Here is a 26,415-nt window from a genome sequence, read left to right as displayed (position 1 = left end):
TACTGAATACATGTGATCCCCCCGTTTATCGAGTTTGAAGATCGTGGCTACGCGGAATGGTGATACTAGCATCCACGGGGTGCAAAATCGCGCCGATTCCCGCCGCTGGCGAAGGCTATTTCATACCCCTCGCCACTTTCTCCTTATCATACTGCGCAATTCTGTCTATGCTTAAAGCTTACCAATGAATACCCCGGGTCAGTTGAGCAAATGCCACCTGTTCCGGTGTCGGTTCCACCTCTTCCTCCCGCTTCCCCATAGCGGCAGCGGAATCAGGGAACAGCCGAAAGGCAGTGTTCATAACGATTTCAAGCAATTTGGGCGCAATAGCGTAGGCGACCCACATGGCTTTCCCCAGGCGTGAGACGATTCGTTTTGGCTGGTAGATGATGGCTTCGACCACCATGTCAGCCGCTTCTTCAGGACTGATCGTAGGCACGTGCTGGTACAACTTGGTAGCTGCGATCATCGGGGTGCGCACTAATGGCATGTTGATGGTGGTGAAATAGATCCCCTCACCGGCGAACTCTGCACCTGCGCAGCGTGAGAAAGCGTCCAGTGCCGCCTTGGAGGCAACGTAAGCGGAAAATCGTGGTGAATTGGTCAACACGCCAATGGAGGAGATATTAATGATATGCCCACGCCGCTGTTTCAGCATGCAGGGCAGAAAGCCCAAGGTCATGCGCAGGCAACCAAAGTAGTTCAGCTGCATGGTGCGTTCGAAATCGTGGAATCGGCGAAATGAAAGGGCAATGGAACGCCGGATTGAGCGGCCGGCATTGTTCACAAGGAAATCGACACCTCCGTGTTCTTCCAACGCCTGTTTAATCAGCTTGTCGCAGGCAGCCATGTCCGACAGGTCGCAACTGTAGCTGTAAGCGCAGCCGCCGGCAGACTGGATCTCCTCTAGTGTCTCACGCAATTTGTCCTCGCCGCGGGCCACCAGCAGAACGGTTGCGCCGACACTTGCCAGTTTCAGCGCCGTGGCCTTGCCGATACCCGACGAACTACCAGTTACCATGACAATGCGGCCACCGACCTTGCCACTCAGACTTCGGTCGACAAACAGGTCGGGATCCATGTGGCGTTCCCAGTAGTCCCACAACTTCCAGGCATAGTCCTCCAAGGGCGGCACCTTGATGTCAGTGCCCTGCAATGCCTTTGTCGTCTCCCGGCAATCAAAGCGGGTCGGTTTGTTAATAAACTGAAATAATTCTTTGGGAATACCGAGGTCCTGGAGTATCTGTTTGGTGATATGACGCACCGGCGTGACTTTGGCCAGGCCCTCTATGACATAAGAAGGGATAAAACCGAACATGCGTGCATTCAGACGAATGGTCATGGTCGGCGCGTGACCCGCCCGGGCGAAGATATTGAGGACCTCACCCAGGTAGTGAGGTTCGGGATCAACGAGATGAAAGCACTGGCCATCCTGGCCATCAAGATGGGCGATATGATCCATGGCGTTTACTACGAAGTCCACCGGTACCAGGTTCCAGTGCCCACCTTCGAGACCGATAGTGGGCATCCAGGGAGGCAGAGCTTTACGTATCTTCTGGATCAGCTTAAAGAGGAAGTAGGGGCCATCAATTTTGTCCACCTCACCGCTCTGCGAATCGCCAACGACAACCCCTGGCCGGTAGACACGCCACGGCCGATTGTACTGTTGGCGTACCAGCGCCTCAGAATCATGCTTAGTGCGGAAGTAAGGATGGTTGAGACCGCTGGCCTCATCGAACATGTCCTCCCGAAAGACGCCGTCGTAAGTTCCGGCAGCGGCGATGGAACTCATGTGATGGAAACAGCCAGCCTCCACCGCCTCGGCAAACTCCAGTGTATGGCGCGTGCCTTCCACATTCGCGATGTACTGGCTTTCCCCATCTGCGTTCAGGTCGTATCCGCCGGCCAGGTGGAAGAAATGATCGATTTTCCCTTTCAGCCTCCTGAGATCCTTTCCCGAGACTCCGAGACTGGCTTCCGTCAGATCGCCGACTATGGGCACAACGGGATCAGACTGTGCGCCCCAGATATCGCGCACCTGCTCTAATTTATCCAGTGACCGTGCTCGCATGAGTACGTATACGGTTCCACCACGTTGCAGCAGCCGGGCAACCAATCGACGCCCGATAAAACCTGAAGCCCCGGTGACGAAGTAGTTCATGGCAAAATCTCCGTAAGTGAACATTTCTGGAAAAAATTGGCTTGTATTTCTCTAACTTTCGTACACAGCTAACGTATAGCTGCCTGTCGCCTCGAAGCTGTACAGTACCGCCAGCGACGACGCCAATATGTGGTTGATACGGCCCTCTCGCGTGAGCTCTTCCCCTTAGCGACTTCTCCACATCACATACCCTCCGTTCCTCCCGCGTTTCCAGCGTTACTCAAGTACACTAGATTGGCTTCCAGTTATGACTGAGGCGCCCGCACGATGAGATTTTGTACGCTTTAATTACCAATGATACGAAGCCATGCTCGGCGATGGTGCATAGCACGGGCACTTCCCACGCTACATAAAACTTTTGGGCGGTCGTCGCTAGAAGCGCGACTCAAATGGCTTGGGCCGCCAACCCCTGAAGGAAAAATGTAATGTCAGGAACAAATTATGTACTTTCAAATTCAGTATAAGATACCGCAAGTTCAAACCTTAAAGAACGCTTGGGACTAAAAACAGGACTAATAGAAACAAGAGCAATTTAACAGAAGAAAGGTCTTGCACAGCGCCATCGAAAAGCCGCGTTATTAACCCGATGGCGCAACCGTATCCCGACTGCGTATAAGCAATAAATTCGGAGATTACAACCCTCTGAGCATTTTGATGTCCGATATTCTGACAGGTAGACTTTGCCCGTGGTAAGCACCAAGATCCAGGAGTTCGTCGAGCCGAGCTGGGATACCTCTGCTGTCCCGGAACTCATCGATTACATCCGCATCCCCAATAAATCCCCACTTTTCGATCCCGAATGGCAGGCGCATGGCTATATAGACAAAGCCGTCGCGCAGTTTGAAGCTTGGTGCAACCAGCGGGGTATGGATGATATGGACCTTGAGGTGATCCGCTTGCCTGGTCGGACGCCGCTAATGTTTATGGACATCGCAAGCGACTCCGATGACTGCGTGTTACTTTACGGCCATCTAGACAAACAACCGGAAATGACTGGATGGCGAGAAGGTTTGGGGCCATGGGAACCGGTGCTTGATGGGGAAAGACTATACGGCCGGGGTGGAGCGGACGATGGCTACGCAATGTTCGCGAGTCTCATAGCAATTCAGGCACTAAAGAAACACCAGATCCCCCACGCGCGATGCATCGTCATTATTGAGGCATGCGAGGAGAGTGGCAGTTATGACTTGCCACACTATATCGATCTGCTTTCCGATCGCATTGGAAGGCCGAGCCTCGTGATCTGCTTGGATTCGGGCTGCGGAAACTACGAGCAATTGTGGTGTACCACCTCACTTAGAGGACTTGTCGGCGGCAACCTTACCGTGCAGATCCTCACCGAAGGCGTGCACTCAGGCGATGCAAGCGGTATCGTACCGTCAAGCTTTCGAATCGTTAGAAACCTGCTCAGTCGTCTGGAAGATGATAAGACAGGCAGAATACTGCCCGATGCGTTCTACGTGGAAATTCCCAAAAAGCGCGTAGAGCAGGCTACCTTTGCAGCGGAAGTTTTAGGAAAGGCAGCGTACCACAAGTTCCCATTCCAGAATGGCGCTAAACCCGCCTCGGACGACGCGAGGGAGCTTATTTTGAATCGAACGTGGCGTCCTGTACTTTCCATCATCGGTGCAGACGGACTGCCGTCACTTAAAAATGCCGGCAACGTGTTGCGTCCGTTGACTGCCGTGAAACTCTCCTTGCGCCTGCCACCGACTTGCGACGCCAAGATGGCTGCCCAAGCGCTGACGGAAATCCTGGAAAAAGATCCACCCCATGGTGCCAATGTCACGTTTGAGCCGGATTGGAGCGCCTCGGGCTGGCATGCCCCACAGCTCGCTCCATGGCTGGAGGAGTCGCTCGATCGAGCCTCCCGTACCTACTTTGGCAAACCGGCCATCTACATGGGAGAAGGCAGCTCAATTCCTTTTATGGGAATGTTGGGCGAGCGATTTCCAGAGGCACAGTTTCTTGTAACCGGCGTGTTGGGACCCCAATCAAATGCACACGGCCCCAACGAGTTCCTGCATATACCAACGGCGAAAAGGCTGACCTGCTGCGTGGCCAACGTGCTTGCCGATCACTACATGAAAGGACAAACCCATTGAAGGTGCATCAGATCCAATCGAAAGGCGGCGGGGTAACCCAAAACTGGGACGCAGGGCGCTCGCGCGAACTCTACAACATTGCGCAGTGGGGTGACGGTTATTTCGACATTAGCAAAGACGGGCATTTGATCGTCCGACCAAAGGGGCGGCAGAAAGGACCCGAGATCGACCTCTTTGAGATTGCAGATGAGCTCAATAGATCCGGGCAATCTTATCCAGTGCTCGTACGCTTTACCGACATTCTTCACCATCGAGTCCACATATTATGTGATGCCTTTGCCGAAGCGATGAGGAAATCGGGTTACGAGGCTTCTTACACAGCCGCTTATCCCATAAAAGTTAATCAGCAGCGTCATATCATCGATCAGATCCTCAAATGCGGCGCCGATCGCGTTTCCCTCGAAGTGGGAAGCAAGCCCGAACTGATGGCGGCACTCGCGCTGGCACCAAGCAGCGGGACGATCATCTGCAATGGCTACAAAGATCAAAGCTATATCCAGCTCGCTCTGATTGGAATGCGCTTGGGGCTTCGAATCTACATTGTTGTAGAAAAGCTTTCAGAACTTGAGCTCATCATTAACGAAGCATCGCAGGCCGGGATAGATCCCCTGCTCGGTGTACGTCTGCGTCTATCATCCATTGGTACTGGCAACTGGCAGAATACAGGCGGCGAAAAGTCAAAGTTTGGACTCCTTGCCGACCAAGTTTGTCAGGTTATCAAACGTCTTAACGCTGCAGGTCTGTTACACACCTTGCAGATGATGCACTTTCACATCGGGTCGCAGGTCCCCAGTATTCGCGATATTCAGCGCGCCTTGCGCGAGGGCGCCCGGTACTATGCAGAACTTCGCAGGCTGGGTGTCAACGTAGTCAGCGTAGATGTCGGTGGTGGATTGGGCGTGGACTATGACGGTACCCAGTCACAAAACTTCTGTTCCATGGACTATAGCATTCAGGAGTATGCTAACAACGTGGTTCACGCGCTAGCTGAGATCTGCAAGAAGGAGGATCTGCCCCATCCTCATATCGTCACCGAGTCAGGCCGTGCCATGACGGCCCATCATGCGATGCTTATTACAAACGTGATCGATATTGAAAACACTTCCAGCATATCAATCACTGATCCGCCTAAGCCTGACGAACCTCAGATCGTCAAGGACCTTTGGCAGGCATTGCAGTCATTGAAGCCGGGGCGTGCCTTGGAGGTCTACCATGAAGCAGACAATTGGCTCGTTGAGGCGAGGGAGATGTTTAACCATGGGATCCTGAATCTGGCTCAGCGTGCCCGCGTTGAGCACCTTTACAACGTAATTTGCCGGGCGGTTCGCGACGCGCTTGACAATACTTTGCCGAAACATCGAGAAGCACTCAAAGAACTGGACGAGAAACTGGCTAACAAGTACTTCTGCAATTTTTCATTGTTCCAGTCCATGCCCGACACCTGGGCAATTCAACAGGTGTTCCCAATCGTGCCCCTGCAACGCCTCAATGAGCAGCCAACAGAGCGGGCCAGGATTCAGGATCTTACCTGTGATTCGGATGGCCGCATCGACTTTTACGTGGACAGCGAAGGCTTGGAGACCAGCTTGCCGATCCATGCATTGCAAAAGGACGAACCGTATCTGCTGGGTATCTTTCTTCTCGGGGCGTACCAAGAAATTCTGGGGGACATGCACAACCTTTTTGGTGACACCCATTCGGTCAACGTGGAAGTGGCGTCTAATGGTAGGTACCGCTTCACTGACCCGCAACGTGGCGACACGGTTGCCGAGGTGCTGAGCTCGGTGCATATCAACGCCGCGGACCTCAAACGTACCTATCGCGAACGAGTCGCTGCGGCAGAGCTGTCTCCCGAGGAGCGCGATCGATACCTTGCGGCATTGAACGAGGGCCTCGGCGGCTATACCTATCTGGAACACCGGGTTGAGGGCACAACGCAATGAAAACGGGTGTTATTGGTCTTGGCGCCATGGGGGCGCCCATGGCATTCAACCTGCATAAAGCAGGTCATCTAGTTGCGGTGTGGAACCGGACTCGGGAGAAGGCTGAGCGGGTGGCAATGGACACCGGCGTACTGCTTTGCGAAACGCCCGCCGAGCTTGCCGAGCGTTGCGAGCTCATTATCACATCGGTATCGCGCGATGCGGACGTCAAAAGCGTAATCGAGGCGCTGCTCCCAACAACACGCACCGGTACCGTCGTGGCTGACACCTCCACGGTCAGCGCAGAGACGGCAAAGGAGGTGGCTAAAAGGCTTCGCGAACGCGGCGCTGCTTTCCTTGACTGCCCTGTCTCTGGCGGCGTCGAAGGAGCAAAGAAGGGAACCCTCGCGATGATGATTGGCGGGGATGCGAATGCGCTCGATCGCATTCGAGAGACCCTTGCGGCCGTTGCAACCACAATTATCCACATGGGCCCGCAAGGTTCTGGCCAGGCCGCTAAAGCCGTCAATCAGATCATGGCAGCTGGAATCAACCAAGCGGTCACCGAAGCCCTGGCCTTTGGTCAAGCCATGGGGCTCAGCATGGATAGAGTCATCGACGTTGTGGCGAGCGGTGCGGCCGGTAATTGGTTTTTGAGCCATCGGGGTAAGAGCATGCTGGCAGGTGAGTTTCAGCCCGGATTCAAGGTAAGCCTGCACCACAAAGATCTTGAAATCTGCCGTGACATGGCTAAAAACGTGGGCGGCGCCCCCTTGGCCATCGTCGAAATGACCCTACATCACTACCAGCAGTTAATGGAATCCGATCACAGAGATGAGGACATCTCAGCCCTTTTCCGATTGAAGGCAAAGCAGCAGAGCGACGCATCCGGGCCAAAGAAAGAGCGCCCTTTGTGATTGATCCCAACATCCAAGCACTTTGAATTCCCTCTTCCAGAAACAAAGGAGCCGTCAGGGATCACCAGGGTGGAAAGGTCCTTTTGTGCAACACCCCCTGTTTGTGGCAGATTGACTGGCAAAGAATTCTGTGGAGAATGATCGCGCCGAAACCCCCACTTTCATTAGATTGGTTTCCGTCCAACCTGTAGTTTGCCCTTATGGCAGGAATCCATGAAAGCTAGCACTCTGGCGGGGCCACCGTCACAATACTCAATCTTCAGGTCGCCCTTCCCGATGCCTGTTGCGCAAACGGAAAATTTGGACAAACACTAGCTCGACACCTTTATGAAAATTGCGATTGAAACCAACAAGCTGAATAAACGATTCGGCCCTTTGCACGCCGTTCGTGATATGTCGTTCAGGGTGGCCTACGGCGAGGTACTTGGCTTCCTGGGCCCGAACGGCGCAGGGAAGTCCACCACCATGAAGATGATAACGGGGTTTCTAGAACCCACCAGCGGTACGGTTACCGTCTGTGGCCACGACGTCATCGATGAACCCATCCAAGTAAAGGAACGAATTGGCTATCTCCCGGAGGGAGCACCCCTGTACGGGGAGATGACACCGACTTCGTTTCTCAACTTTATCGCCGCGATTCGTGGTCTGAACGGCCAATATAAGGAAAGCCGTATAAACGATGTGGTAAGAAAAATCCGACTAGAGTCGGTGATGGATCAGCGCATCGAGACGCTGTCCAAGGGTTACAAACGTCGTGTCGGGCTTGCACAGGCTTTGTTGCATGACCCGGAGGTCCTTGTCCTGGACGAACCAACTGACGGATTGGACCCTAATCAGAAATATGAGGTGAGGACCTTGATTACTGAGATGGCGAAAGATAAAGCCATCGTTATCTCTACTCACATCCTTGAGGAAGTAGATTCTGTTTGCACGCGAGCCATCATCATTTCCAATGGGAATCTTCTTTTTGATGGCAGCCCCGAAGAACTTGCAGCGAAGTCCCGTTTCCATAACGCTGTCTCATTAACAATAAAGTCAGAGCTCACGGAAGAGGACAAGGCAAAGCTTGCGGGTCTTAAAAATGTTGCATCACTGGAGGAACTTGCACGCATCGATGGTACAACTCATCTGGTGGTTGTCCCCGAGAATGGGCAATCAATTGTTTCGGTCGTGAGTGACTGTGTGCACTCGAATGGATGGGTCATTACCGAAATGCGCGTCGAGGCTGGACGACTGGACGAGGTGTTCCGCATTATTACCACCGAGTCTTAACAAAGAAGGCAAGGCACAAGTATCATGAGAAGCATTATTGCCATTTTCAAGCGTGAACTCACCGGATATTTCGCTACACCTGTAGCCTATGTCTTTATCGTGATCTTTCTTTTTCTAACCGGCATTTTTACGTTCTATCTTGGTGCCTTTTATGAACGTAACCAAGCCGATCTTGAACCATTCTTCCGCTTCCATCTCTGGCTCTATCTTTTTTTGATGCCAGCAATTGCAATGCGACTTTGGTCAGAAGAACTAAAAACCGGCACGATTGAATTATTGATAACACTGCCCATTACGTTACCGCAAGCGGTGATTGGCAAATTTCTCGCAGCTTGGGCATTCACGGCGGTCGCATTGGCTTTGACCTTTCCAATGTGGATGACGGTGAACTACCTGGGCAATCCAGATAATACAGTCATCCTTGCAGGCTACTTCGGTAGCCTCTTGATGGCAGGCAGTTTTCTGGCAATAGGCTCGTGTATTTCAGCTCTCACAAAAAGCCAGGTTATTGCGTTTGTGGTGAGCGTCGTAATCTCTTTTTGTTTCATCATGAGCGGTTTCCCCCTTGTGGTCGACTTTTTTCGGGGCTGGGCACCACAGGCCATTGTAAATGTCATCAGTTCATTCAGCTTTTTTACTCATTTCGAATCCATTAAAAAAGGCGTGATTGACATTCGTGATGTCATTTACTTCGCAACGCTGATCTGCTTTTGGTTGTACGCCAACATCGTTGCAATTGAGATAAAAAAAGCAGCATAAGGAAAAATCAGAACGAGATGAACAGAAAATTATTGACTGCGACAAGTCTAGTACTTGCGGCAGGGCTCTTCATAGCCATAAACATACTGTCAAACGCAACATTCACCACTCAGCGGCTCGACCTAACCAATAACAAGCTATTTACCCTATCCGAAGGAACGATAAACATCCTTAACAGCCTGGATGAGCCGATCAACCTCAGATTCTACTTCTCGGAAAGACAATTTAGCGGATTTCCGCTTCTGCTGAACTATGGAATTCGCGTTCGAGACTTGCTTGGAGAGTACGTTGCACACGCCAATGGTAAATTGAAGCTCACGATTTTTGACGTTGAGCCTTTCTCTGAAGAGGAAGATCAAGCAGTAGCCTATGGACTGCAAACCGTGCCAGTCAACTCAGCCGGTGACCTTGCATACTTTGGCTTAGTGGGAACCAACTCCACCGATGATGAGGCCATTGTTCCGTTCTTCCGGCCAAACAAAGAAGCATCGCTGGAATACGACCTAACCCGATTAATCTATGACCTTGCCAACCCAAAAAAGCGGGTCGTGGCCATATTAAGTCCTCTACCTCTATTTGGCGCGAGTCGGGATCAGATAAGTCCCCCGCCACGACCAGCCCCACCTTGGGCGATTACGTCAGCAATGATGGAATTCTTCAACGTGCGCAATCTTGGCTCGCAAACTCGAGAGATCGATGATGACGTAGACGTGCTGATGGTTGTCCACCCCAAGAATGTTAATGACCAGACACTATATGCCATCGAGCAATTCGTACTGAAGGGTGGTAAGGCGATCATCTTCGTTGACCCCCTCTCAGAGGCCGACGATGCACGGCCCGATCCTCGTAATCCGATGGCGCTACCCGAACGCAGCTCAGACCTCCAGACCTTGTTTGATGCATGGGGCCTGGAACTTGTCGACGGCAAGATTGCAGGAGATCTGGACGCAGCAATTCGAGTGCAACACATCGGCCCCCGCGGGCCACAGGAAATAGAGTACCTCCCATGGCTCCGGCTGACCTCCGACAACTTCAACTCGGATGACTTCGTGACAAGCGAGCTGACCGTTATGAATGTTGGGAGCACAGGAATCCTTCAGAAAAAGGAGGACGCGGAAATTGAGTTTATCCCACTCATTGAGACGGGAGAACGATCTATGAAGATGGAACGGGACGGCGTTATCTTCCAACGTGATCCCACCGTGCTCCTCAAGTCCTACAAGCCGGAAGGCAAAAAGCTTACGCTCGCAGGAAGGATCAGTGGCACGGTCAAAACCGCATTCCCAGATGGAAAACCAAAGGAAGACGACGAGGATGAAGCAACCGAAGACCCAAACTTTATCAGCGAGTCTGCAGAACCAGTTAATCTCATCGTTGTCGCTGACACTGACATGCTAAGCGACCAATTCTGGGTACAGATCCAAAATTTCTACGGGATGCGCGTTCCCCAACCGATAGCAAACAATGGAGATTTTGTGATCAACGCCCTGGAAAATCTCGGGGGAAGCGATGACCTTATCAGCCTGCGTAGCCGCGGCAAACACGCCAGACCTTTCGAACGGGTGGAGGACATCAGACGCGAAGCAGAAACGCGTTTCCGTGACCAGGAACACGCTCTCCAGACCAAGCTTGAGGAAACAGAACGAAAGATCACGGAACTACAGCAAAAACAAGGGACAGACAGCTCGCTTATTCTCAGCCCCGCACAGGCTCAGGAACTTGAAAAATTTCGTCAGGAGCAACTAACAGTCCGCAAGGATCTGCGCGCCGTGCAGCATGACCTGCAAAAAAACATCGAAAGATTAGGCGCTCAGCTACGCTTTATCAATATTGGTCTCATTCCGTTGCTCATTGGACTCATTGCCATCGGTGTATGGCTCTATCGGACACATCGCCGCGCATAGCGTATCGCGCCGATTAGGGATATCGCTATGAAGAAAAGCACCTTTCTCACTCTCACGGTTGTTACAGTAGTAGTGATTATTGCCGCTGCGATCATCGTCTATCAGCGCGCACCGCAAACCGAACTGGATAAAGCAATCCTCTTCCCGGAATTAATGCCCAACATCAATGATGTCGCCCGTGTCGAAGTCCGCACAAGAAACGCTGGTGTCACGCTCACACAACAGGGTGATGGATGGGTGATCGAGAGTTCGGGTGGCTATCCCGCGCTATTCGAGAAGGTAAAAGCCAGCATTGTGGGCATGGCACAACTTCGTGTGCTGGAAGGAAAAACGAGGAACCCCAGCCTTTATTCGCGGCTCGGTGTGAAGGATGTGGATGATGAAGATTCCAAGTCGATCCTTATCACACTCAAAGACCGGGAAGGAAAGATCATGGGTTCGATCATCGTAGGGAAAGATCGATTGACCAGAACAGGAACTGGCCCACCCGCGCTCTACGTGCGCAAGGCGGATACACCCCAGGCCCTACTGGTTGAAGGTGATCTAGATATTGATGCGACGGTGACAAGCTGGCTGAACCCGGACATTGTCGATATTGCTTCAGGTCGAGTCCGGGAAGTGACTGCTAAACATCCAGACGGGAATCAGGTGACGATCAGCCGAGCGAGCACGGATGAGAAAGACTATACGCTCACCGACATCCCGGACGGCATGAAATTAAAGTCCCAGGTTGCGCTCAACAGCCTGGCTACTGCATTGGAAGAGTTTCGCCTGGATGATGTCGACGCAAGAAGTAACCTCCCACCGGCGAGCGAGAGTGTCGTTACGACGGTAACGACGTTCGACGGCCTCATTGCGACAATCACCACACGTGACGTAGACACTAAGAGTTATTCAACGTTTGAGTTTGCTTTCGACGAGTCTGCTGTGCCGGCGATCGAAGCCGATGATGTGCCCGCTAGCGAAGGCGACATAAGCGCCGCGCCCAAGGGGCCCGGCAAGAACACTGAAGTGCCCAATGAAGAGGAAACACGACATAGACTTAAGAGCAAGGAAGAAGTGGAACAAGAAGTCGCGACGCTAAACGAAGTGCTATCTGATTGGGCCTTTGTCATCCCCGAGTTCAAGATCGCCATACTTACCAAGCATTTGGATGACCTCATCAAGCCTCTGGAGTCAGAAGCAAAATCCGAATCCTTGGTCCTGCCCCAACAATAACGTTTAAGAGACGCCACAACCCACCTCCGTAATGCAGGAGATCCAGGTATTCACTGCTGAGCGTACCGTTGTGCGCCACATGACGCCCAATCGCGATTTGTCGGTATGTGCAACGCTGCATGACTGAGCGGAGCCCGGGGTTTCAAACAAGCGATGGATCAGCGGCGCTTGCGTGCACAGACGGGCATTCACGGGCTATACTTCCCGGCCACGTGTCTCTTGCAGGGGATTCTTCTTGCACAGCAATGCAACTTTAACAAACGAGCGTGATATCACTACCTTTCAAGGATTGATCTTGGCGCTGCAGGAATATTGGGCCGCCGAGGGGTGTATCATCGAGCAACCCTATGACATGGAAGTGGGCGCGGGCACCTTTCATCCAACGACCTTTCTGCGTGCAATTGGACCCGAACCGTGGAAGACGGCCTTTGTCCAGCCGGCCAGACGGCCGACCGACGGGCGCTATGGTGAGAATCCCAACCGCCTGCAGCGGTACTTTCAATTTCAGGTACTCCTGAAGCCGTCGCCCCTGGATATCCAGGACCGCTACCTGGGCTCCCTCCAACACCTCGGTATCGACCCCTTGGTCCACGACATCCGTTTTGTTGAAGACGACTGGGAATCGCCGACCTTGGGGGCATGGGGCTTGGGCTGGGAGGTATGGCTCAATAGCATGGAAATCAGCCAGTTCACCTATTTTCAGCAAGTCGGCGGGATAGACTGCCGTCCGGTGTCAGGAGAGATTACCTACGGTCTCGAACGCATTGCCATGTACCTGCAAGACGTGGGGAGTGTTTTTGACCTCGTATGGGCCCGCACCGATCTTGGGGCCATTACCTATGGGGATAACTATCAACGATACGAGTTAGAGATGTCGACTTATAATTTTGAGGGCACAGATACTCCGTCACTATTTGGCTGGTTTGACGCTTGCGAGAAAGAAAGCAAGAAACTTATCAAGGCAGACTTACCGCTGGCTGCGTATGAATTGGTGCTCAAGGCCTCACACCTTTTTAATCTCCTAGATGCACGCCACGCGATATCCGTCACCGAGCGCCAGCGTTTTATTCTGCGTGTAAGGAGCATGGCACGAGCGGTTGCCGAAGCATATCTTAAACGGCGAGAGGAGCTGGGTTTTCCTCTGCTGCAGTCGGTAAAAGGAAAGGCATCCAAGGTCCAAACGTAACGCCGGAAATGCCATGCCAAAATCCGCTCGAGCCACCAATACCCCTGCCCGTAAAGAGGCAATGCTTGCACACGATCTGCTTGTCGAGATTGGCACGGAAGAGTTACCGCCAAAGGCCCTAAAATCCCTATCCACGGTCTTTGCCCAGAGCATCACCCTCGCAGTTGAAAAATCGGGGCTCACATATGACGAGGCCTTGCCCTATGCCACACCCCGTCGACTTGGGCTTATGTTAAACAACTTAATTAGTAAACAACCTGACAAAGAAATCGAGCGACGCGGCCCAGCGCTCTCGGCCGCGTTTGACGCCGAGGGGAATGTGACACCCGCTGCAGAAGGTTTTGCACGTTCATGCGGGGTAACGATTGATGCCTTGGAACGTCTCGAGACTCCAAAAGGTCGCTGGCTGATCTACCGCAGCCGGGAGAAAGGACAGGCGACTGCGGAACTCTTACCCGAGATCGTCCGCGGGGCGCTGGCAAAACTCCCTATTCCCAAGCGTATGCGCTGGGGCGCCGGCGAGGAAGAATTTATACGGCCCGTGCACTGGGTAGTGTTGTTGTATGGCGATGCCACGATCCCTGCAGAGATATTAGGTGTATTGGCTGGCCATGCGACCCGTGGACACCGCTTTCATCACCCTGCGCCTATAGAACTCACCAACGCGAGCGAATATGCATCTGTCCTTGAGAAACAAGGCTACGTCATACCTGCATTTGATGAGCGGCGTGAGCGGATCCAAAAACAGGTTCAGGACACAGCGAAAACCATCCATGGTGTGGCCGTGATTGACAATGCCCTGTTGGACGAAGTCGCGGCCCTGGTGGAATGGCCAAACACGCTCGCAGGTTCTTTTGATAAGGCATTTCTGGCACTTCCTGCTGAGATACTCATCGCCACCATGGCAGACAAACTGAAATATTTCCACGTGGTGGATAGCCAGTCCCGGCTGATGCCTCATTTCATAGCCGTCTACAACATCGAAAGTCGAGATCCTGATGTGGTTCGGGCGGGTAATGAGCGGGTTATTCGCCCAAGACTCAGCGATGCTGCTTTTTTCTGGGAACAGGACCGTTCAACGCCCTTAGCCAAGCGTAGAAGCGATCTCAAAGGCGTCATCTTTCAAAGCAAGCTGGGAACGCTCTATGAGAAATCTGATCGCGTTATAAAACTCGCCGATAAAATCGCGTCAGCACTCGGCGCCAATCGCTCGTGGGCGCGGCGCGCCGGCGAGCTTTCTAAGAATGACCTCTTCACACAGATGGTTGGCGAATTCCCTGAACTTCAGGGCATTATGGGGCGCTACTACGCCATCAACGACGGTGAGCCGGAAGAGGTTGCACAAGCTCTAGACGAACAATACATGCCCAGGTTCGCAGGTGACGAACTCCCCCGGACGTCAACCGGGCAGGGGCTGGCCCTAGCGGATAAACTGGATACCCTGGTCGGGATCTTTGGCATTGGCAATGCCCCGTCGGGGGACAAAGATCCGTTTGGGCTGCGTCGTGCGGCGCTCGGATGTTTACGTATCCTAATCGAAGGTGAATTAGATCTGGACCTGGAACAGCTTCTTGTGGCAGCAGCAAAGAATTACTCCCCCGAGTTTAAGACCTCTAAAGTGAGTAGTGAAGTTTACAACTTCATGATGGAACGCCTGCGCAGCTACTATCTTGAGGACGGAATTGGAACGGACGTTTTTGAGGCGGTACTCGCACGCCGGCCTACGCGGCCCTACGATTTTCACCGACGTATCCGTGCGGTGGCTGATTTTCGCGGGTTACCGGAGGCCAAAAGTCTGGCGGCAGCTAACAAGCGCATCCGGAACATCTTAAAACAGGCTGGGGGAGTCACTAAAGACAAAGTCGAAGAGACACTGCTTGATGAACCAGCTGAGCGGCACCTCGCGACGCGACTCGCAGAAATTGATGCTAAAGTCAGACCCTTGTTGGAAAAGAGTGACTACACCGGCGCCTTGACACAGCTTGCTGGTCTACGGGACAGTGTGGACGCGTTCTTTGATGATGTACTGGTAATGTGCGAGGACGAAGCTTTGAAAAATAATCGCTTGGCGCTTCTGAAAAAGCTAAGCACTTTGTTCCTTGAAGCCGCTGATATATCGCGATTGCAAGGGTAGCGCATGAGTTCTAAAACATTTTTGCCAACTTATATTTTTTGAAGCTCGCGATATTATGGCGTTGATCATTCTCGACCGTGATGGTGTCATCAACTACGATGCAGATAACTTTATTAAATCGCCTGATGAATGGAAACCAATTCCCGGCAGTCTGGAAGCTATCGCACGTCTATCGCGTGACGGATATCGGGTGGTAGTAGCTAGCAACCAGTCTGGCCTTGCGCGTCGCTTGTTCGACATAGAAACCTTGAATCAGATCCATAAGAAGATGCATAAACAACTTGCCGAAGTCGGTGGTGCAATTGAGGCGATATTTTTTTGCCCCCATGGGCCAAAGGAAGGCTGCGAGTGTCGTAAGCCGCGCACAGGCCTTTTCAAAGAAATCGCATCTCGGCTGCACATTTCAATGAAAGACGTTTCAGCAGTTGGTGATCGCCTCAGCGATATCGAGGCCGCGCGGAATGCGGGCGCGAGACCGGTACTAGTGCTAAGCGGCAAGGGTCGAGATGTATTGGATAAAGGCGACGACATGAAAGGCGTGTCCATACATGATGATTTAGCCACCTTTGTCGATGAGGTTCTGGGAAAAGGTTGATCGTCAGATGCTCTTGCTTCGCTCGTGCCTGTTCTATGCGGGTCTTGCTGCATCTACTCTGATCTTTGCTCCAGTAAGCATTCTTATTCTTCCCCTCCCGTTTCTCTGGCGCTACCGCTTTATCTCAGGCTGGATTTATTTCAACTTATGGTGGCTAGAGATCACTTGTAGGCTTCGGTATCAGGTTGAGTATGTCGATGACCCTCCGAAGGAGACGGCCATTGTTTTGTGCAAACATCAATCTGCCTGGGAGACTCTGTCTCTCCAGCAGATATTTCCTCCCCAAGTCTATGTGATAAAACGGGAATTGTTGTGGATTCCATTTTTTGGGTGGTCCCTAGCAACACTTGAGCCCATTGCTATCGATAGGACTTCGACTCGGAGAGCTCTTGGCCAGATCATCGAGCAAGGGACCCAACGGCTCCGTGCAGGCCGATGGGTGATCATCTTTCCCGAGGGCACACGGATCGCACCGGGTGAGCGCGGACCTTACCTGCCGGCTGGTGGCCTGCTTGCGGAAAAAACCGGATATCCGGTCGTCCCGGTGGCTCATAACGCTGGCCTGTTCTGGCCACGGAACACCTTTATTAAACGCCCAGGCACTATTCGCCTAGTCGTCGGACCCGTGATCGAGCCGAAAGGAAAGACGGCAGCAGATATTAAAGGACAAGCCGAGGACTGGATCGAACGCACGATGCAGCGCTTATCCAGTGAGACTGTGACGAACGCGTAGCGCTACCGCGAACGCCCCCTTAATTGATTAACAACAGGCGGATGAGGCGCGATCCCCTGTATGCTGTCCGCCCTTTGTCTCAGACGCCGGCCGCCGCGTGCCGACAGGCGCACACCAGGGAACAGGCTCACGAGGCGTGTCAGGTGTGATCCCGATAAAATCGTCCCGGTAGGCTCCCTCCATCAAGAAACGATACGTTCGCTCACAGACTGCCATGCGCTCACCACGTGGGAACACATGCCCCTCGTCATCCGTCACCTCCCGGAATGGGCCCCTATAGATCACCGCATGGCCCCGATCCAGACACTCTGTCCCCAAAGATTTAACCGCAGTCAATATGATTGAACGAAACTGGATGCCTTCCACCACCCGCCAGGGCTCCGTGGCCCACCTGTCGTAGCGCACGGCCAGAAAACCAGCCTCCTGAAATGCCTCGATCATCTCTTGCTCCTGAAAGGCACCTGAGATGCACCCGCTCCAGAGTTCCGCGTCGGCCTTGAGGTGATTGGGAATAGGCTCATCACTGATAATGTCGGAGATTGCGACGCGACCGCCGGGCTTTAGGACCCTGCTGATTTCACTCACCAGTTCCCGCTTCGCACTGTCCTCCACCAGATTAAGCACACAATTGGAGATGATCACATCCACAGACTCATTAGCAATGAGCGGGGCATTGGTGCGTTGTTCAGCTTGCCACTCTTGCGCTCGAGCATAATCCGAGGCAGTGACAACAGGATGCTTGGCAAGATACCGGTCGAGCTTTTCCACATCCAGCGCAAGATCCTGAATATGGCCCTTTAGAAATTTAACTCTGTCGCCTCCGAGTTTATCTGCCATCTCGGATTGATACTTCCTTGCCAGCGCGAGCATGTCATTATTCATATCGATACCGATCACCCGGCCCTTCTCACCGACTAACTGCGCCGCAATGTAACACACCTTGCCGCTGCCGCTGCCGAGATCGAGCACGACATCACCTTGACGAACGTAACGGGTTGGATCACCACAACCGTAATCCTTATCAACGATCTCCCGGGGCAACAAGCGCAAAAGCGCTGAATCGTAATCGACTGCGCAGCATAGAGCCCCCTGTTTTTCCTTTGCGCCCTTGGAATAGCGTTCAGATACTGCCGATTGAACGTTCATCGTGTGCTCCTCATAACCTTAAAGACTATAGACTGGACCCGCGTTTTTAGATTTTACCAGTGCTCTGTTCAACCGTCATACAAAAACGTGGGATACACTAATGCATTGTGGACCGAGACATCCCTGCAGAGTCCACGTCCCACCAAACGGGGAATTTGAGCGCTATAAGCGGCAAGCAGGATATAATGAATTCACATGCCGGTGCTTATCCGGCCAGTACGGTATAAAAAGAATCGTTAAGGTACACCATCTTGGTAGAACAGCACAGAGGCAGCTTCCCACGCACGCGAATGCGGCGCATGCGCCGTAGTCCATTCTCACGCTGCCTGATGCGTGAAACCTCTTTGCAAGTGGATGATCTCATTTACCCCCTGTTTGTCACCGAAGGGCAAGGGCGCAGGGATCCGGTTAACTCGATGCCGGGCATCGACAGGCTTTCCATCGATGAACTGCAAAAAGAGGCGGCCGAGCTCGTGTCACTCGGGATCCCCGCCGTCATCTTATTTCCGGTAACACCGGCGCAGGTAAAAACTGAAGACGCCCGCGAGGCCTATAACCCTGAAGGACTCATTCAGCGCGCCGTGCGGGCGCTCAAAGGCGAGCACCCAGGGCTTGGGCTTATCACGGATGTGGCACTCGACCCGTTTACCACCCACGGGCAAGATGGGCTTATCGATGAGAACAACTACGTGGTCAATGATGCAACCGTGGACGTGCTGGTGAAACAAGCCCTCTCCCATGCCGAAGCCGGCGCAGATGTGGTTGCGCCTTCAGACATGATGGACGGGCGCGTCAAAGCTATACGCGATGCCCTCGAAGCTGCGGGCTATGTCAATACCCTGATCCTCGCCTATTCCGCCAAATATGCTTCCAACTTCTACGGGCCGTTCCGGGAAGCCGTCGGTTCGGCGGCCCGTCTCGGCGGCGGTGACAAAAACAGCTATCAGATGGACCCGGCCAATGCCGATGAAGCCCTGCGGGAGATCGCATTGGACATTGCTGAAGGGGCGGACATGGTGATGGTAAAACCGGGCATGCCGTATCTCGACATCGTGCGACGGGTCAAATCCGAATTCGGTATGCCCACGTTTGTCTATCAGGTCAGTGGCGAGTATGCGATGCTCATGGCTGCAGTGCAGAACGGTTGGCTGGATGAGCGTGCGGTGGTGATGGAATCGCTGACGGCCTGTAAACGCGCAGGCGCCGATGCCATTCTGACCTATTTTGCGAAGCGCGTGGCCGAGTGGCTGAAAGGATCCTGAGCCCGCCCAATTTCCGTTACAACGAGAGACCCCAGCGTCACGCTAACGCCTGAGGAAAATAAAAAGGGGAACCCACGATGCCAGAAGAGAAGGCAACAAAAACGCTGGAGGCCCCACAGCAAGGCAGTATCTTGATGGGCGTGATCTGGATGACCCTCATTTCCCTGTTGTTATTTTGGTTGCCGGTGATTGGGCCCTTGATTGCAGGCGTAGTGGGCGGCAAGGTGGCGGGTGGTGTCGGCGCTGGCCTGATGGCGGCATTGTTGCCCTGCTTATTCTTTGCTCTCGCTCTGTTCGTATTCGCCGCAGCCCTCACAGGGCTACCCTCCCTGGGTGTACTTGCGGGTGCAGGGGGACTGATTCTGGTGCTTTCCCAAACCGGGATGCTCTGGCTTGGCGCCGTCATCGGTGGCTTGCTCGCTTGAGGCGAAGATGGCCCCCGTGATAACGACAAGCGCCAAATGAGACAGGCTAAAATTATCGTTCGATCCCAAGTTCCTTAATCTTGCGGGTCAGGGTATTTCGGCCCCATCCGAGAAACCTAGCTGCATCCTGCCGGCGACCACCCGTTTGCTTTAAGGCTGCCTCGATTAGGATCCGCTCAAACCGGGGCAAAGCTTGCTCGACGACTCCCGTCTCCCCACGGGCCAAACAACCTTCCGCCCATAATTTCAACATGCTTTCCCAGTCGGAATCACCGAACTGAGATGCTGTTGATCCGCTTAGTTCCGGCGGTAGATCCGCCACACGAATCTCCTGAGCCGGCGCCATCACCGTCACCCAGCGGCAGACATTTTCAATTTGCCTGACATTCCCCGGCCAATCGAGGCCTGTGAGGTACGCTTCGGTCTCACCGAGCAAGGTCTTGGGCGGGACATCCAGTTCCCTTGCCGCCAACGCAAGAAAGTGTTTCGCCAATAATATGATGTCTTCCCTACGCTCGCGTAGTGCTGGCAGGTGAACACGAATGACATTCAAACGATGGAATAAATCGTCACGAAACGTGCCGGCCTTTACCCGGGCGTCGAGGTCCTGGTGGGTCGCAGCAATCACACGGACATCCACTGTGATTTGCACCTGCCCACCGACCCGGTAGAAATCCCCGTTAGCGAGGACTCGCAAGAGCCGCGTCTGAAGTTCATTCGACATGTCGCCGATCTCATCCAGGAACAAGGTCCCGCCGTTGGCCTGCTCGAAACGGCCGATTCGCTCAGTCTGAGCGCCGGTGAAAGCACCCCGCTCGTGGCCGAAGAGTTCCGATTCCAGCAATTCACGTGGGATAGCCGAAGTATTCAACGCAATAAACGGCGCAGCAGCACGGGGACTGTGTCGATGCAAGGCGTGCGCAACAAGTTCCTTACCCGTCCCTGACTCGCCGGTAATAAGCACGGTAACATGTGAACGCGAGAGCCTACCGATTGCCCGAAAGACCTCCTGCATGACAGGCGCTGCACCGATGATCTCCGGCACTCGGGCCTCGGCGCCCTCTAACTGATCGGCTTCACGCTCACGGTTTTGTGTTACGGCCCGCTGAACCAAGCTCACGACCTCATCCACGTCAAATGGTTTTGCAAGGTAATCGAATGCTCCGCCTTTGAACGACGCAACGGCGTTATCAAGATCCGAATAGGCGGTCATGATGATGACCGGTAGGTCTGGGTGCGCCCGCTTTACCTGCTTGAGCATGGTGAGACCATCACTCCCGGGCATCCGGATATCAGAAATGATGACGTCAGGCGTCTCCTCGCCAAGCCGCACCATGATGGGCTCGGCCCTGTCAAAGCTCGTCACGTTCATATCGGCTTGGGTAAGCGCCTTTTCCAACACCCAGCGGATGGAGCGGTCATCATCGACGATCCAGACCTCGCGTTTTTTATCCATTCTCTCCCTCCAGCGGAAGCCAGACAGTAAACACTGTTTTTCCGGGCTGGCTGTCAAACTCGATTAAACCACCGTGCCGTTGAATCAACGTTTGTGCGATAGGGAGCCCGAGCCCAGTACCGTCATTGCGACCGGTGATCATCGGATAGAAAATACCGTGTTCGATCTCGGGTGGAACGCCGGGGCCGTTGTCGATGACATCGACGCGGATGACAAGCTTATAACGCGTCTGTCCGATGGTGACTTGACGTTGCGGACGGGTGCGTAACGTGATCTCACCTGATACACCCACCGCCTCCACAGCGTTTCTTACAAGGTTCAACAGCGCTTGGATCAGCTGTTCGCGATCCGCACTCAACTCAGGCAGGCTCGGATCGTAGTCTCGCACAATGGTGACACCCGCACTGGTCTCGGCTTCCACAAGGCTGCACAAATATTCCAGCACCTCATGAATGTTGACCAAGCTCTTTTTCGGGAGACTGTTGGGGGCCAGCATGCGGTCCACCAGCTGCTGCAACCGATCAGCCTCACCAATGATGATACGCGTGTATTCCGCAAATTTTGGATCTTCAAGTTCTCGCCCCAGCAACTGGGCTGCGCCCCGGAGGCCACCGAGGGGGTTTTTGATCTCGTGGGCCATGCCGCGGATGAGCGCCCTGGCGACTTCGCTCTGGGTTACGAGCGCTTCTTCACGGACGATCCGACGGCGCACACTCACGTCGGTCAGCTCAACCAAAAGGGCAATGGCGTCTTGACTCTCCTCCATCGGGGTCACCGTGTAATCCACCATCATTGTCTTACCACCCGGAAGATGCAGTTCCACCCCCCGTTCCGTAAACGGCTCCTGACTCACAGATGACCGTTCCAGCGTGCCAGTAAACATGGATGCATCCGGCCAGATCACTTGCGCCTTCAGGCCCAGCACTTGGCGAGCGCTGACGGACAGCAGGTCCTCACCAGACGCGTTGATGGCCGCGAGCCGGAGCTCCCCATCGAACATCAAAACTGCCGTGGTGAGATGATCGAATAGACGTCGCGCCTGTTCCGATTTGATCATAGTCAACGGGGCATTATTGCACCATCTTGGTGCAAAGGACACCCTATCCATCCGTACGAAACCGTTCCCGCAATCGAATAATCCTATAAATCAAGTCGTTAGGACATTATCGCCCACAAGGCACCGGCATGCGATGTGGCGGAACCGCCCGTTAATGAATAAGCGGCAAGATTCAGGCCAGGTTGGAGCAGAACAACGGTCTACCGATGGCTTAGCAGGACTCGTGTGGAGGTGTATTAAAGACTACGGCCCGCCGCCAGCGGGAACGACAACGGGTGGGATTGGGGTGGGAACACCCAGGTCTGGCGTCGGATGCAATACGGAGTGACGCAATAAATGGAACTCGGATGGTGGGGAGCTTATGATCACCTCACCATCCGAACCAATGATCTTGGCCTCGAGGGTATGCGTGCCCCGGTCCATATTAATCAACTGAAACTGGGTCGCCGTGCTTGGCTCTGAAAACTGTGCGCCGTCCACGAACAAGGCGAGCTTGTGGCCCAGCTTGGTCTGCAGCGCCGGCTCGACGGTGATAGTCACCGTCACATTCCCTGCATTTTCTCTGATCTGGGTGTCATCCTCTGGACTCACCACGGCGACGCGTTCGTAGCCGGCAACTGCTGGTGGCGCTGTCGACTCCCGCGGTGTTATCGGTGGCACAGGCGGCGCATGTATCGTTTGGACTTCTTTCTCCTCGATGACTTCGGCACCGGGATGCGGCTTGTCCGAATAGACGACGTTGCCCTGCTCATCGACCCATCGATACGTGACGGCCGAGACCGCAAGTGACACCGCAAGAGCAAACGTCAACAAGAGGGGACGCATAGATTTCCGATAGCCAATGTTTGGCCGGCAAACCTCTAAACACGCAACATATGGAAGGTGACCGGAGAGGAACTCTTGATGACGCTGCCATCGGCACCAATCACCTTGGCTTCAAGGGTATGTGCACCGCGGTTCATATTGTTCAGCTGAAACTGGGTCGCCGTACCCGGTTCTGAAATCTGTGCGCCATCCACAAACAAGGCGAGCTTGTGCCCCAGCTTGGTTTGCAACCCAGGCTCGAGCGTGACTGATACCGTCACATTTCCTGCGTTTTCCCTGACGGGTTCGTCATTCTGTGGACTCATCACGGCGACACGTTTGTAGCCTGCAAATCCATTTTTCGCCGATGTTTTCGCATCTGATTTAGGTCTGATCAGCTCAACAGGGGGCGCATCAACAGTTTGAACATCCTTTTCCTCAAGGACTTGGGCACCGGGTTGCGGTCTGTCCGAATAGACGACATGGCCATTCTCATCGACCCATCGATAGACGACGGCCGATACCGAGAACGACAATATAAAACCGAGGATCAAGAATAAGATACGCATCTATTCAGCATAACCAATGCATTGACCGTCCTCAAGTAAAGACCCACCAGGGCCCCGATTGGTTCCTGCTAAATATTGCCCGTTGAAGCAAATCTGCGCTCGCGGCAGTTCTTTGCGAACCCGTCGAAAACTGAATAATGACAACAAAGGAATCGTAGAAAAACTTGAAGTGACGACGGCCGGCGGCGCACCGCCGGCCGCGTAGGGGACTTAAAGGTCGAAGTAAAGATAAAACTCCCACGGGTGCGGGCGCGAACTTACCTCATCAATCTCATTGGTACGCTTATAGTCAACCCAAACGTCGAGTAGATCCTGCGTGAAGACATCCCCTTTGAGCAAGAAGGCGTGATCTTTCTCCAGCGCAATGAAGGATTCCTCGAGCGAACCCGGCACCGTTTTTATTTTACGCAGGATCTTGTCTGGAAGTTCGTACATGTTTTGATCAACGGGATCGCCCGGGTCTAGCTGGTTCTCAACCCCGTCCAAACCAGCCATTAGCAGTGCTGAAAACAGCAAGTAAGGATTGGCCATGCAATCGGGCGGGCGGAACTCGATGCGCTTCGCGGCAGGGCTCTCATTGTAGACAGGAATACGTACCGCTGCGCTGCGATTGCGCTGTGAATAAGTAAGATTGACGGGGGCTTCAAATCCCGGCACCAGCCTTTTGTAGGAATTGGTGCTCGGGGCGGCGAAAGCCATTAACGCCGGCGCGTGCTTGAGCAAGCCACCGATGTAAAACATACAGAGTTGCGACGTGAGGGCATAACCGGACTTATCGTAGAAGAGATTCGTCCCGCCCTTGGCTAGACTCTGGTGGACATGCATACCGCTTCCATTGTCAAAATAGACCGGCTTCGGCATAAACGTAGCAACCTTGCCATGCTTACGGGCGGTGTTCTTTACCATGTATTTAAACTTCATGAGATTGTCCGCCATCCTCACAAGCGAGGTGAAGCGCATATCGATCTCATTTTGTCCAGCCGTTGCCACCTCGTGATGGTGCACCTCGCAGGGCACGCCCGCATCGACCAGATTGAGTACTATTTCCGAGCGAATATCTTGAAGGGTGTCATGCGGGGGAACTGGGAAATATCCTTCCTTGTGGCGCGGTTTGTAACCGAGATTCGGATTTTCCTCGCGCCCTGAGTTCCACACCGCCTCGACAGAATCAACATAGTAGTAACCACACTGCGAGTTTTGATCGAACCGAACATCATCAAAGATAAAAAATTCCGGCTCGGGCCCAAAATACGCCGTATCGGCGATACCTGTCGACTTGAGATATGTCTCCGCCTTTTTCGCCACCTCCCGCGGGCTTCGCGCATAGGGCTTAAGCCCCGGCTCGAGCACATCACAGATCACCGCAAGCGTCGGAATTTCTAAATATGGATCAACGAAGGATGAATCTGAATCGGGAAGCAGCACCATATCGGATTCCTGAATCTCCTGGAAACCACGGATCGAGGAGCCGTCAAAACCGATCCCATCTGCAAACAACCCCTCGTTGATCTCATCAGTAGTCACCGAAAAGTGCTGCCATAAGCCGGGCATATCAATGAAGCGAAAGTCCACGATTTTGATACCGTGTTTTTTAATTAGATCCTGAAGTTTCGCTAGCGACATGATGGAATACCTCCTGTTTTTCTGAGTCGCACGAGGCGACTGATGCCTACCAGGCGTTCATCGTGCAGAGTGGGATGTAATAGATGACTGTTCATTCGTCATAGGCGTCTACTTATGACGGATGACTACGCAGCTTCGAATTGATCCCCCTCCTCACTCTAGATACGGTTCCACAGAAACAACCTTGGCAGGCATGAATGGCATAATACATGCCATACCCGGGCCGCCGTAACCCGTTAAAAGACAACAAATTAGTACGACCGATGCGAGGCCAAGTGCACTAAGACGGGGCGAGCCTTCTGCTCTTCGCACTATTATTGTGCGCGCCATTATAATCGACCGCGGCCTTAAAAAACATGTTCAGGACCCGCGGACACGTGGGTCACGGCATCCAAGTGAGCCTCCCCCTTAAAATCCGGAGCAGCGCCCGCTTCGATACGCAATCCACTTGGCGGGTTAAGTTGGAATCGGAGTGTGCAACAGAGATCAATGGCCTGTTATTAGTATCGATGCCCATAGGCAATCAAGTGCCGGTCCGAGATTATCTCCACTGTTAAATGCGACAGGCTCGCAGCGGTGAGTTGTTCTCGGACCTCATCCGGGCGATAGGCGGCGCAGAGGGAATTGTAGAAATCACGCCTCAGGATGTCCGGCTCGCCCCCTGCGTACTCGGCAACGAGCCGAGTGGCTGCTTCCGAAGTTTCCGGGCGCAGAAGATCCATCACAAACACTGCGCCACCCTGGCGCGTGTACATTCGGACGGCTTCCCAAAGCACTCTTCCCTCATTCAAATGATGTAACAGGCTGTTACAGATGAGCACGTCATAGTGTCTCCGTGGCAGCTTCGCCCCCGGCAGGTGCCCATGTATCAACCGGATGCGATCTGAAAGCCCGTGTGAAACAACGACCACTTGGCCGAATCGGAGCATCGGCTCGGCACCATCCACGCCGTCGAGCCGGCAGTTGGGATAGGCCTCGGCGAATCGAACCGTAATGTCCGCCGTCCCGCAGCCCAGATCAAGCACATAGCCATCGATCACCCCGACGGGGAACACAGTCTTGAACTTGTCGATAAACATCGAATGCGGCGCAGAGAAATCCGCCTGTGCGTAAGCTCGTGCCTGCGCTGGGTTATTCATCAGTTCAGGCTCAGGGACACGCTCCATA

The 26,415-nt window shown here is 53.5% G+C and carries 21 protein-coding genes; 13 read left to right on the top strand and 8 right to left on the bottom strand.

Annotated features, from left to right (window positions below; all coding sequences use genetic code 11):
• Positions 1-178 precede the first annotated feature (178 nt).
• A complete protein-coding gene (locus O6944_03450) occupies positions 179-2,161 on the bottom strand; it encodes an SDR family oxidoreductase (GenBank protein MCZ6718196.1) in 1,983 nt (660 codons plus the stop codon).
• A 686-nt stretch (positions 2,162-2,847) separates the two neighbouring features.
• On the opposite strand from O6944_03450, the gene O6944_03445 reads away from it, so the two are divergent.
• From O6944_03445 to O6944_03395, 11 genes are all read left to right on the top strand, one after another.
• Positions 2,848-4,266, top strand: coding sequence for a M20 family metallopeptidase (locus O6944_03445; GenBank protein ID MCZ6718195.1), 1,419 nt, complete (start codon positions 2,848-2,850; stop codon positions 4,264-4,266).
• Between the two features lie 2 nt (positions 4,267-4,268).
• The gene (speA, locus tag O6944_03440; protein MCZ6718194.1) at positions 4,269-6,209 is read left to right on the top strand and encodes a biosynthetic arginine decarboxylase; all 1,941 of its coding nucleotides are present in this window, start codon (positions 4,269-4,271) and stop codon (positions 6,207-6,209) included.
• Complete coding sequence (locus O6944_03435) at positions 6,206-7,105, top strand: NAD(P)-dependent oxidoreductase (GenBank protein MCZ6718193.1); 900 nt, start codon at positions 6,206-6,208, stop codon at positions 7,103-7,105. The genes speA and O6944_03435 overlap by 4 nt, the downstream gene beginning before the upstream one ends.
• Positions 7,106-7,432: 327 nt before the next feature.
• Entirely contained in the window at positions 7,433-8,377 is a 945-nt protein-coding gene (locus tag O6944_03430; protein ID MCZ6718192.1) for an ABC transporter ATP-binding protein, read from the top strand.
• Between the two features lie 24 nt (positions 8,378-8,401).
• Complete coding sequence (locus O6944_03425) at positions 8,402-9,136, top strand: ABC transporter permease (GenBank protein ID MCZ6718191.1); 735 nt, start codon at positions 8,402-8,404, stop codon at positions 9,134-9,136.
• 17 nt (positions 9,137-9,153) lie between these two features.
• A complete protein-coding gene (locus O6944_03420; GenBank protein MCZ6718190.1) occupies positions 9,154-11,040 on the top strand; it encodes a Gldg family protein in 1,887 nt (628 codons plus the stop codon).
• A 27-nt stretch (positions 11,041-11,067) separates the two neighbouring features.
• Positions 11,068-12,258 (top strand): DUF4340 domain-containing protein, encoded by a 1,191-nt coding sequence (locus O6944_03415; GenBank protein ID MCZ6718189.1) that lies wholly within the window; start codon positions 11,068-11,070, stop codon positions 12,256-12,258.
• A gap of 235 nt (positions 12,259-12,493) precedes the next feature.
• Positions 12,494-13,444, top strand: a complete 951-nt coding sequence (gene glyQ, locus O6944_03410) for a glycine--tRNA ligase subunit alpha (GenBank protein MCZ6718188.1) — start codon at positions 12,494-12,496, stop codon at positions 13,442-13,444.
• 13 nt (positions 13,445-13,457) lie between these two features.
• On the top strand, positions 13,458-15,578 hold the full coding sequence (glyS, locus tag O6944_03405; GenBank protein MCZ6718187.1) for a glycine--tRNA ligase subunit beta: 2,121 nt from the start codon (positions 13,458-13,460) through the stop codon (positions 15,576-15,578).
• A gap of 55 nt (positions 15,579-15,633) precedes the next feature.
• The gene (gmhB, locus tag O6944_03400) at positions 15,634-16,173 is read left to right on the top strand and encodes a D-glycero-beta-D-manno-heptose 1,7-bisphosphate 7-phosphatase (GenBank protein MCZ6718186.1); all 540 of its coding nucleotides are present in this window, start codon (positions 15,634-15,636) and stop codon (positions 16,171-16,173) included.
• Entirely contained in the window at positions 16,151-16,906 is a 756-nt protein-coding gene (locus O6944_03395; protein ID MCZ6718185.1) for a lysophospholipid acyltransferase family protein, read from the top strand. The genes gmhB and O6944_03395 overlap by 23 nt, the downstream gene beginning before the upstream one ends.
• Positions 16,907-16,933: 27 nt before the next feature.
• Here O6944_03395 and O6944_03390 read toward each other — a convergent pair whose 3' ends face one another.
• The gene (locus O6944_03390; protein MCZ6718184.1) at positions 16,934-18,052 is read right to left on the bottom strand and encodes a methyltransferase domain-containing protein; all 1,119 of its coding nucleotides are present in this window, start codon (positions 18,050-18,052) and stop codon (positions 16,934-16,936) included.
• A gap of 251 nt (positions 18,053-18,303) precedes the next feature.
• Here O6944_03390 and hemB point away from each other — a divergent pair, with 251 nt between their 5' ends.
• Positions 18,304-19,314 (top strand): porphobilinogen synthase, encoded by a 1,011-nt coding sequence (hemB, locus tag O6944_03385; protein ID MCZ6718183.1) that lies wholly within the window; start codon positions 18,304-18,306, stop codon positions 19,312-19,314.
• Between the two features lie 77 nt (positions 19,315-19,391).
• Positions 19,392-19,739, top strand: coding sequence for a hypothetical protein (locus O6944_03380; GenBank protein MCZ6718182.1), 348 nt, complete (start codon positions 19,392-19,394; stop codon positions 19,737-19,739).
• A gap of 52 nt (positions 19,740-19,791) precedes the next feature.
• On the opposite strand, the gene ntrC is transcribed toward O6944_03380, so the two are convergent.
• The 6 genes from ntrC to O6944_03350 form a co-directional block, all read right to left on the bottom strand.
• Positions 19,792-21,195: a nitrogen regulation protein NR(I) gene (gene ntrC, locus O6944_03375; protein ID MCZ6718181.1), complete on the bottom strand. Its 1,404-nt coding sequence runs from the start codon at positions 21,193-21,195 to the stop codon at positions 19,792-19,794.
• The gene (glnL, locus tag O6944_03370) at positions 21,188-22,252 is read right to left on the bottom strand and encodes a nitrogen regulation protein NR(II) (GenBank protein MCZ6718180.1); all 1,065 of its coding nucleotides are present in this window, start codon (positions 22,250-22,252) and stop codon (positions 21,188-21,190) included. The genes ntrC and glnL overlap by 8 nt, the downstream gene beginning before the upstream one ends.
• 243 nt (positions 22,253-22,495) lie before the next feature.
• Complete coding sequence (locus O6944_03365) at positions 22,496-23,077, bottom strand: DUF4124 domain-containing protein (protein ID MCZ6718179.1); 582 nt, start codon at positions 23,075-23,077, stop codon at positions 22,496-22,498.
• A 35-nt stretch (positions 23,078-23,112) separates the two neighbouring features.
• Complete coding sequence (locus O6944_03360; GenBank protein ID MCZ6718178.1) at positions 23,113-23,625, bottom strand: DUF4124 domain-containing protein; 513 nt, start codon at positions 23,623-23,625, stop codon at positions 23,113-23,115.
• 210 nt (positions 23,626-23,835) lie between these two features.
• Positions 23,836-25,248: a type I glutamate--ammonia ligase gene (glnA, locus tag O6944_03355; GenBank protein ID MCZ6718177.1), complete on the bottom strand. Its 1,413-nt coding sequence runs from the start codon at positions 25,246-25,248 to the stop codon at positions 23,836-23,838.
• A 500-nt stretch (positions 25,249-25,748) separates the two neighbouring features.
• Positions 25,749-26,414 (bottom strand): class I SAM-dependent methyltransferase, encoded by a 666-nt coding sequence (locus tag O6944_03350; protein MCZ6718176.1) that lies wholly within the window; start codon positions 26,412-26,414, stop codon positions 25,749-25,751.
• Position 26,415: the final 1 nt, after the last annotated feature.

The organism is Gammaproteobacteria bacterium, from assembly GCA_027296625.1.
Lineage (GTDB): Bacteria > Pseudomonadota > Gammaproteobacteria > JAKEHO01 > JAKEHO01 > JAKEHO01.
Note: the sequence above shows the minus strand (reverse complement) of the source record. Positions and strands in the feature narration are given on the sequence as shown.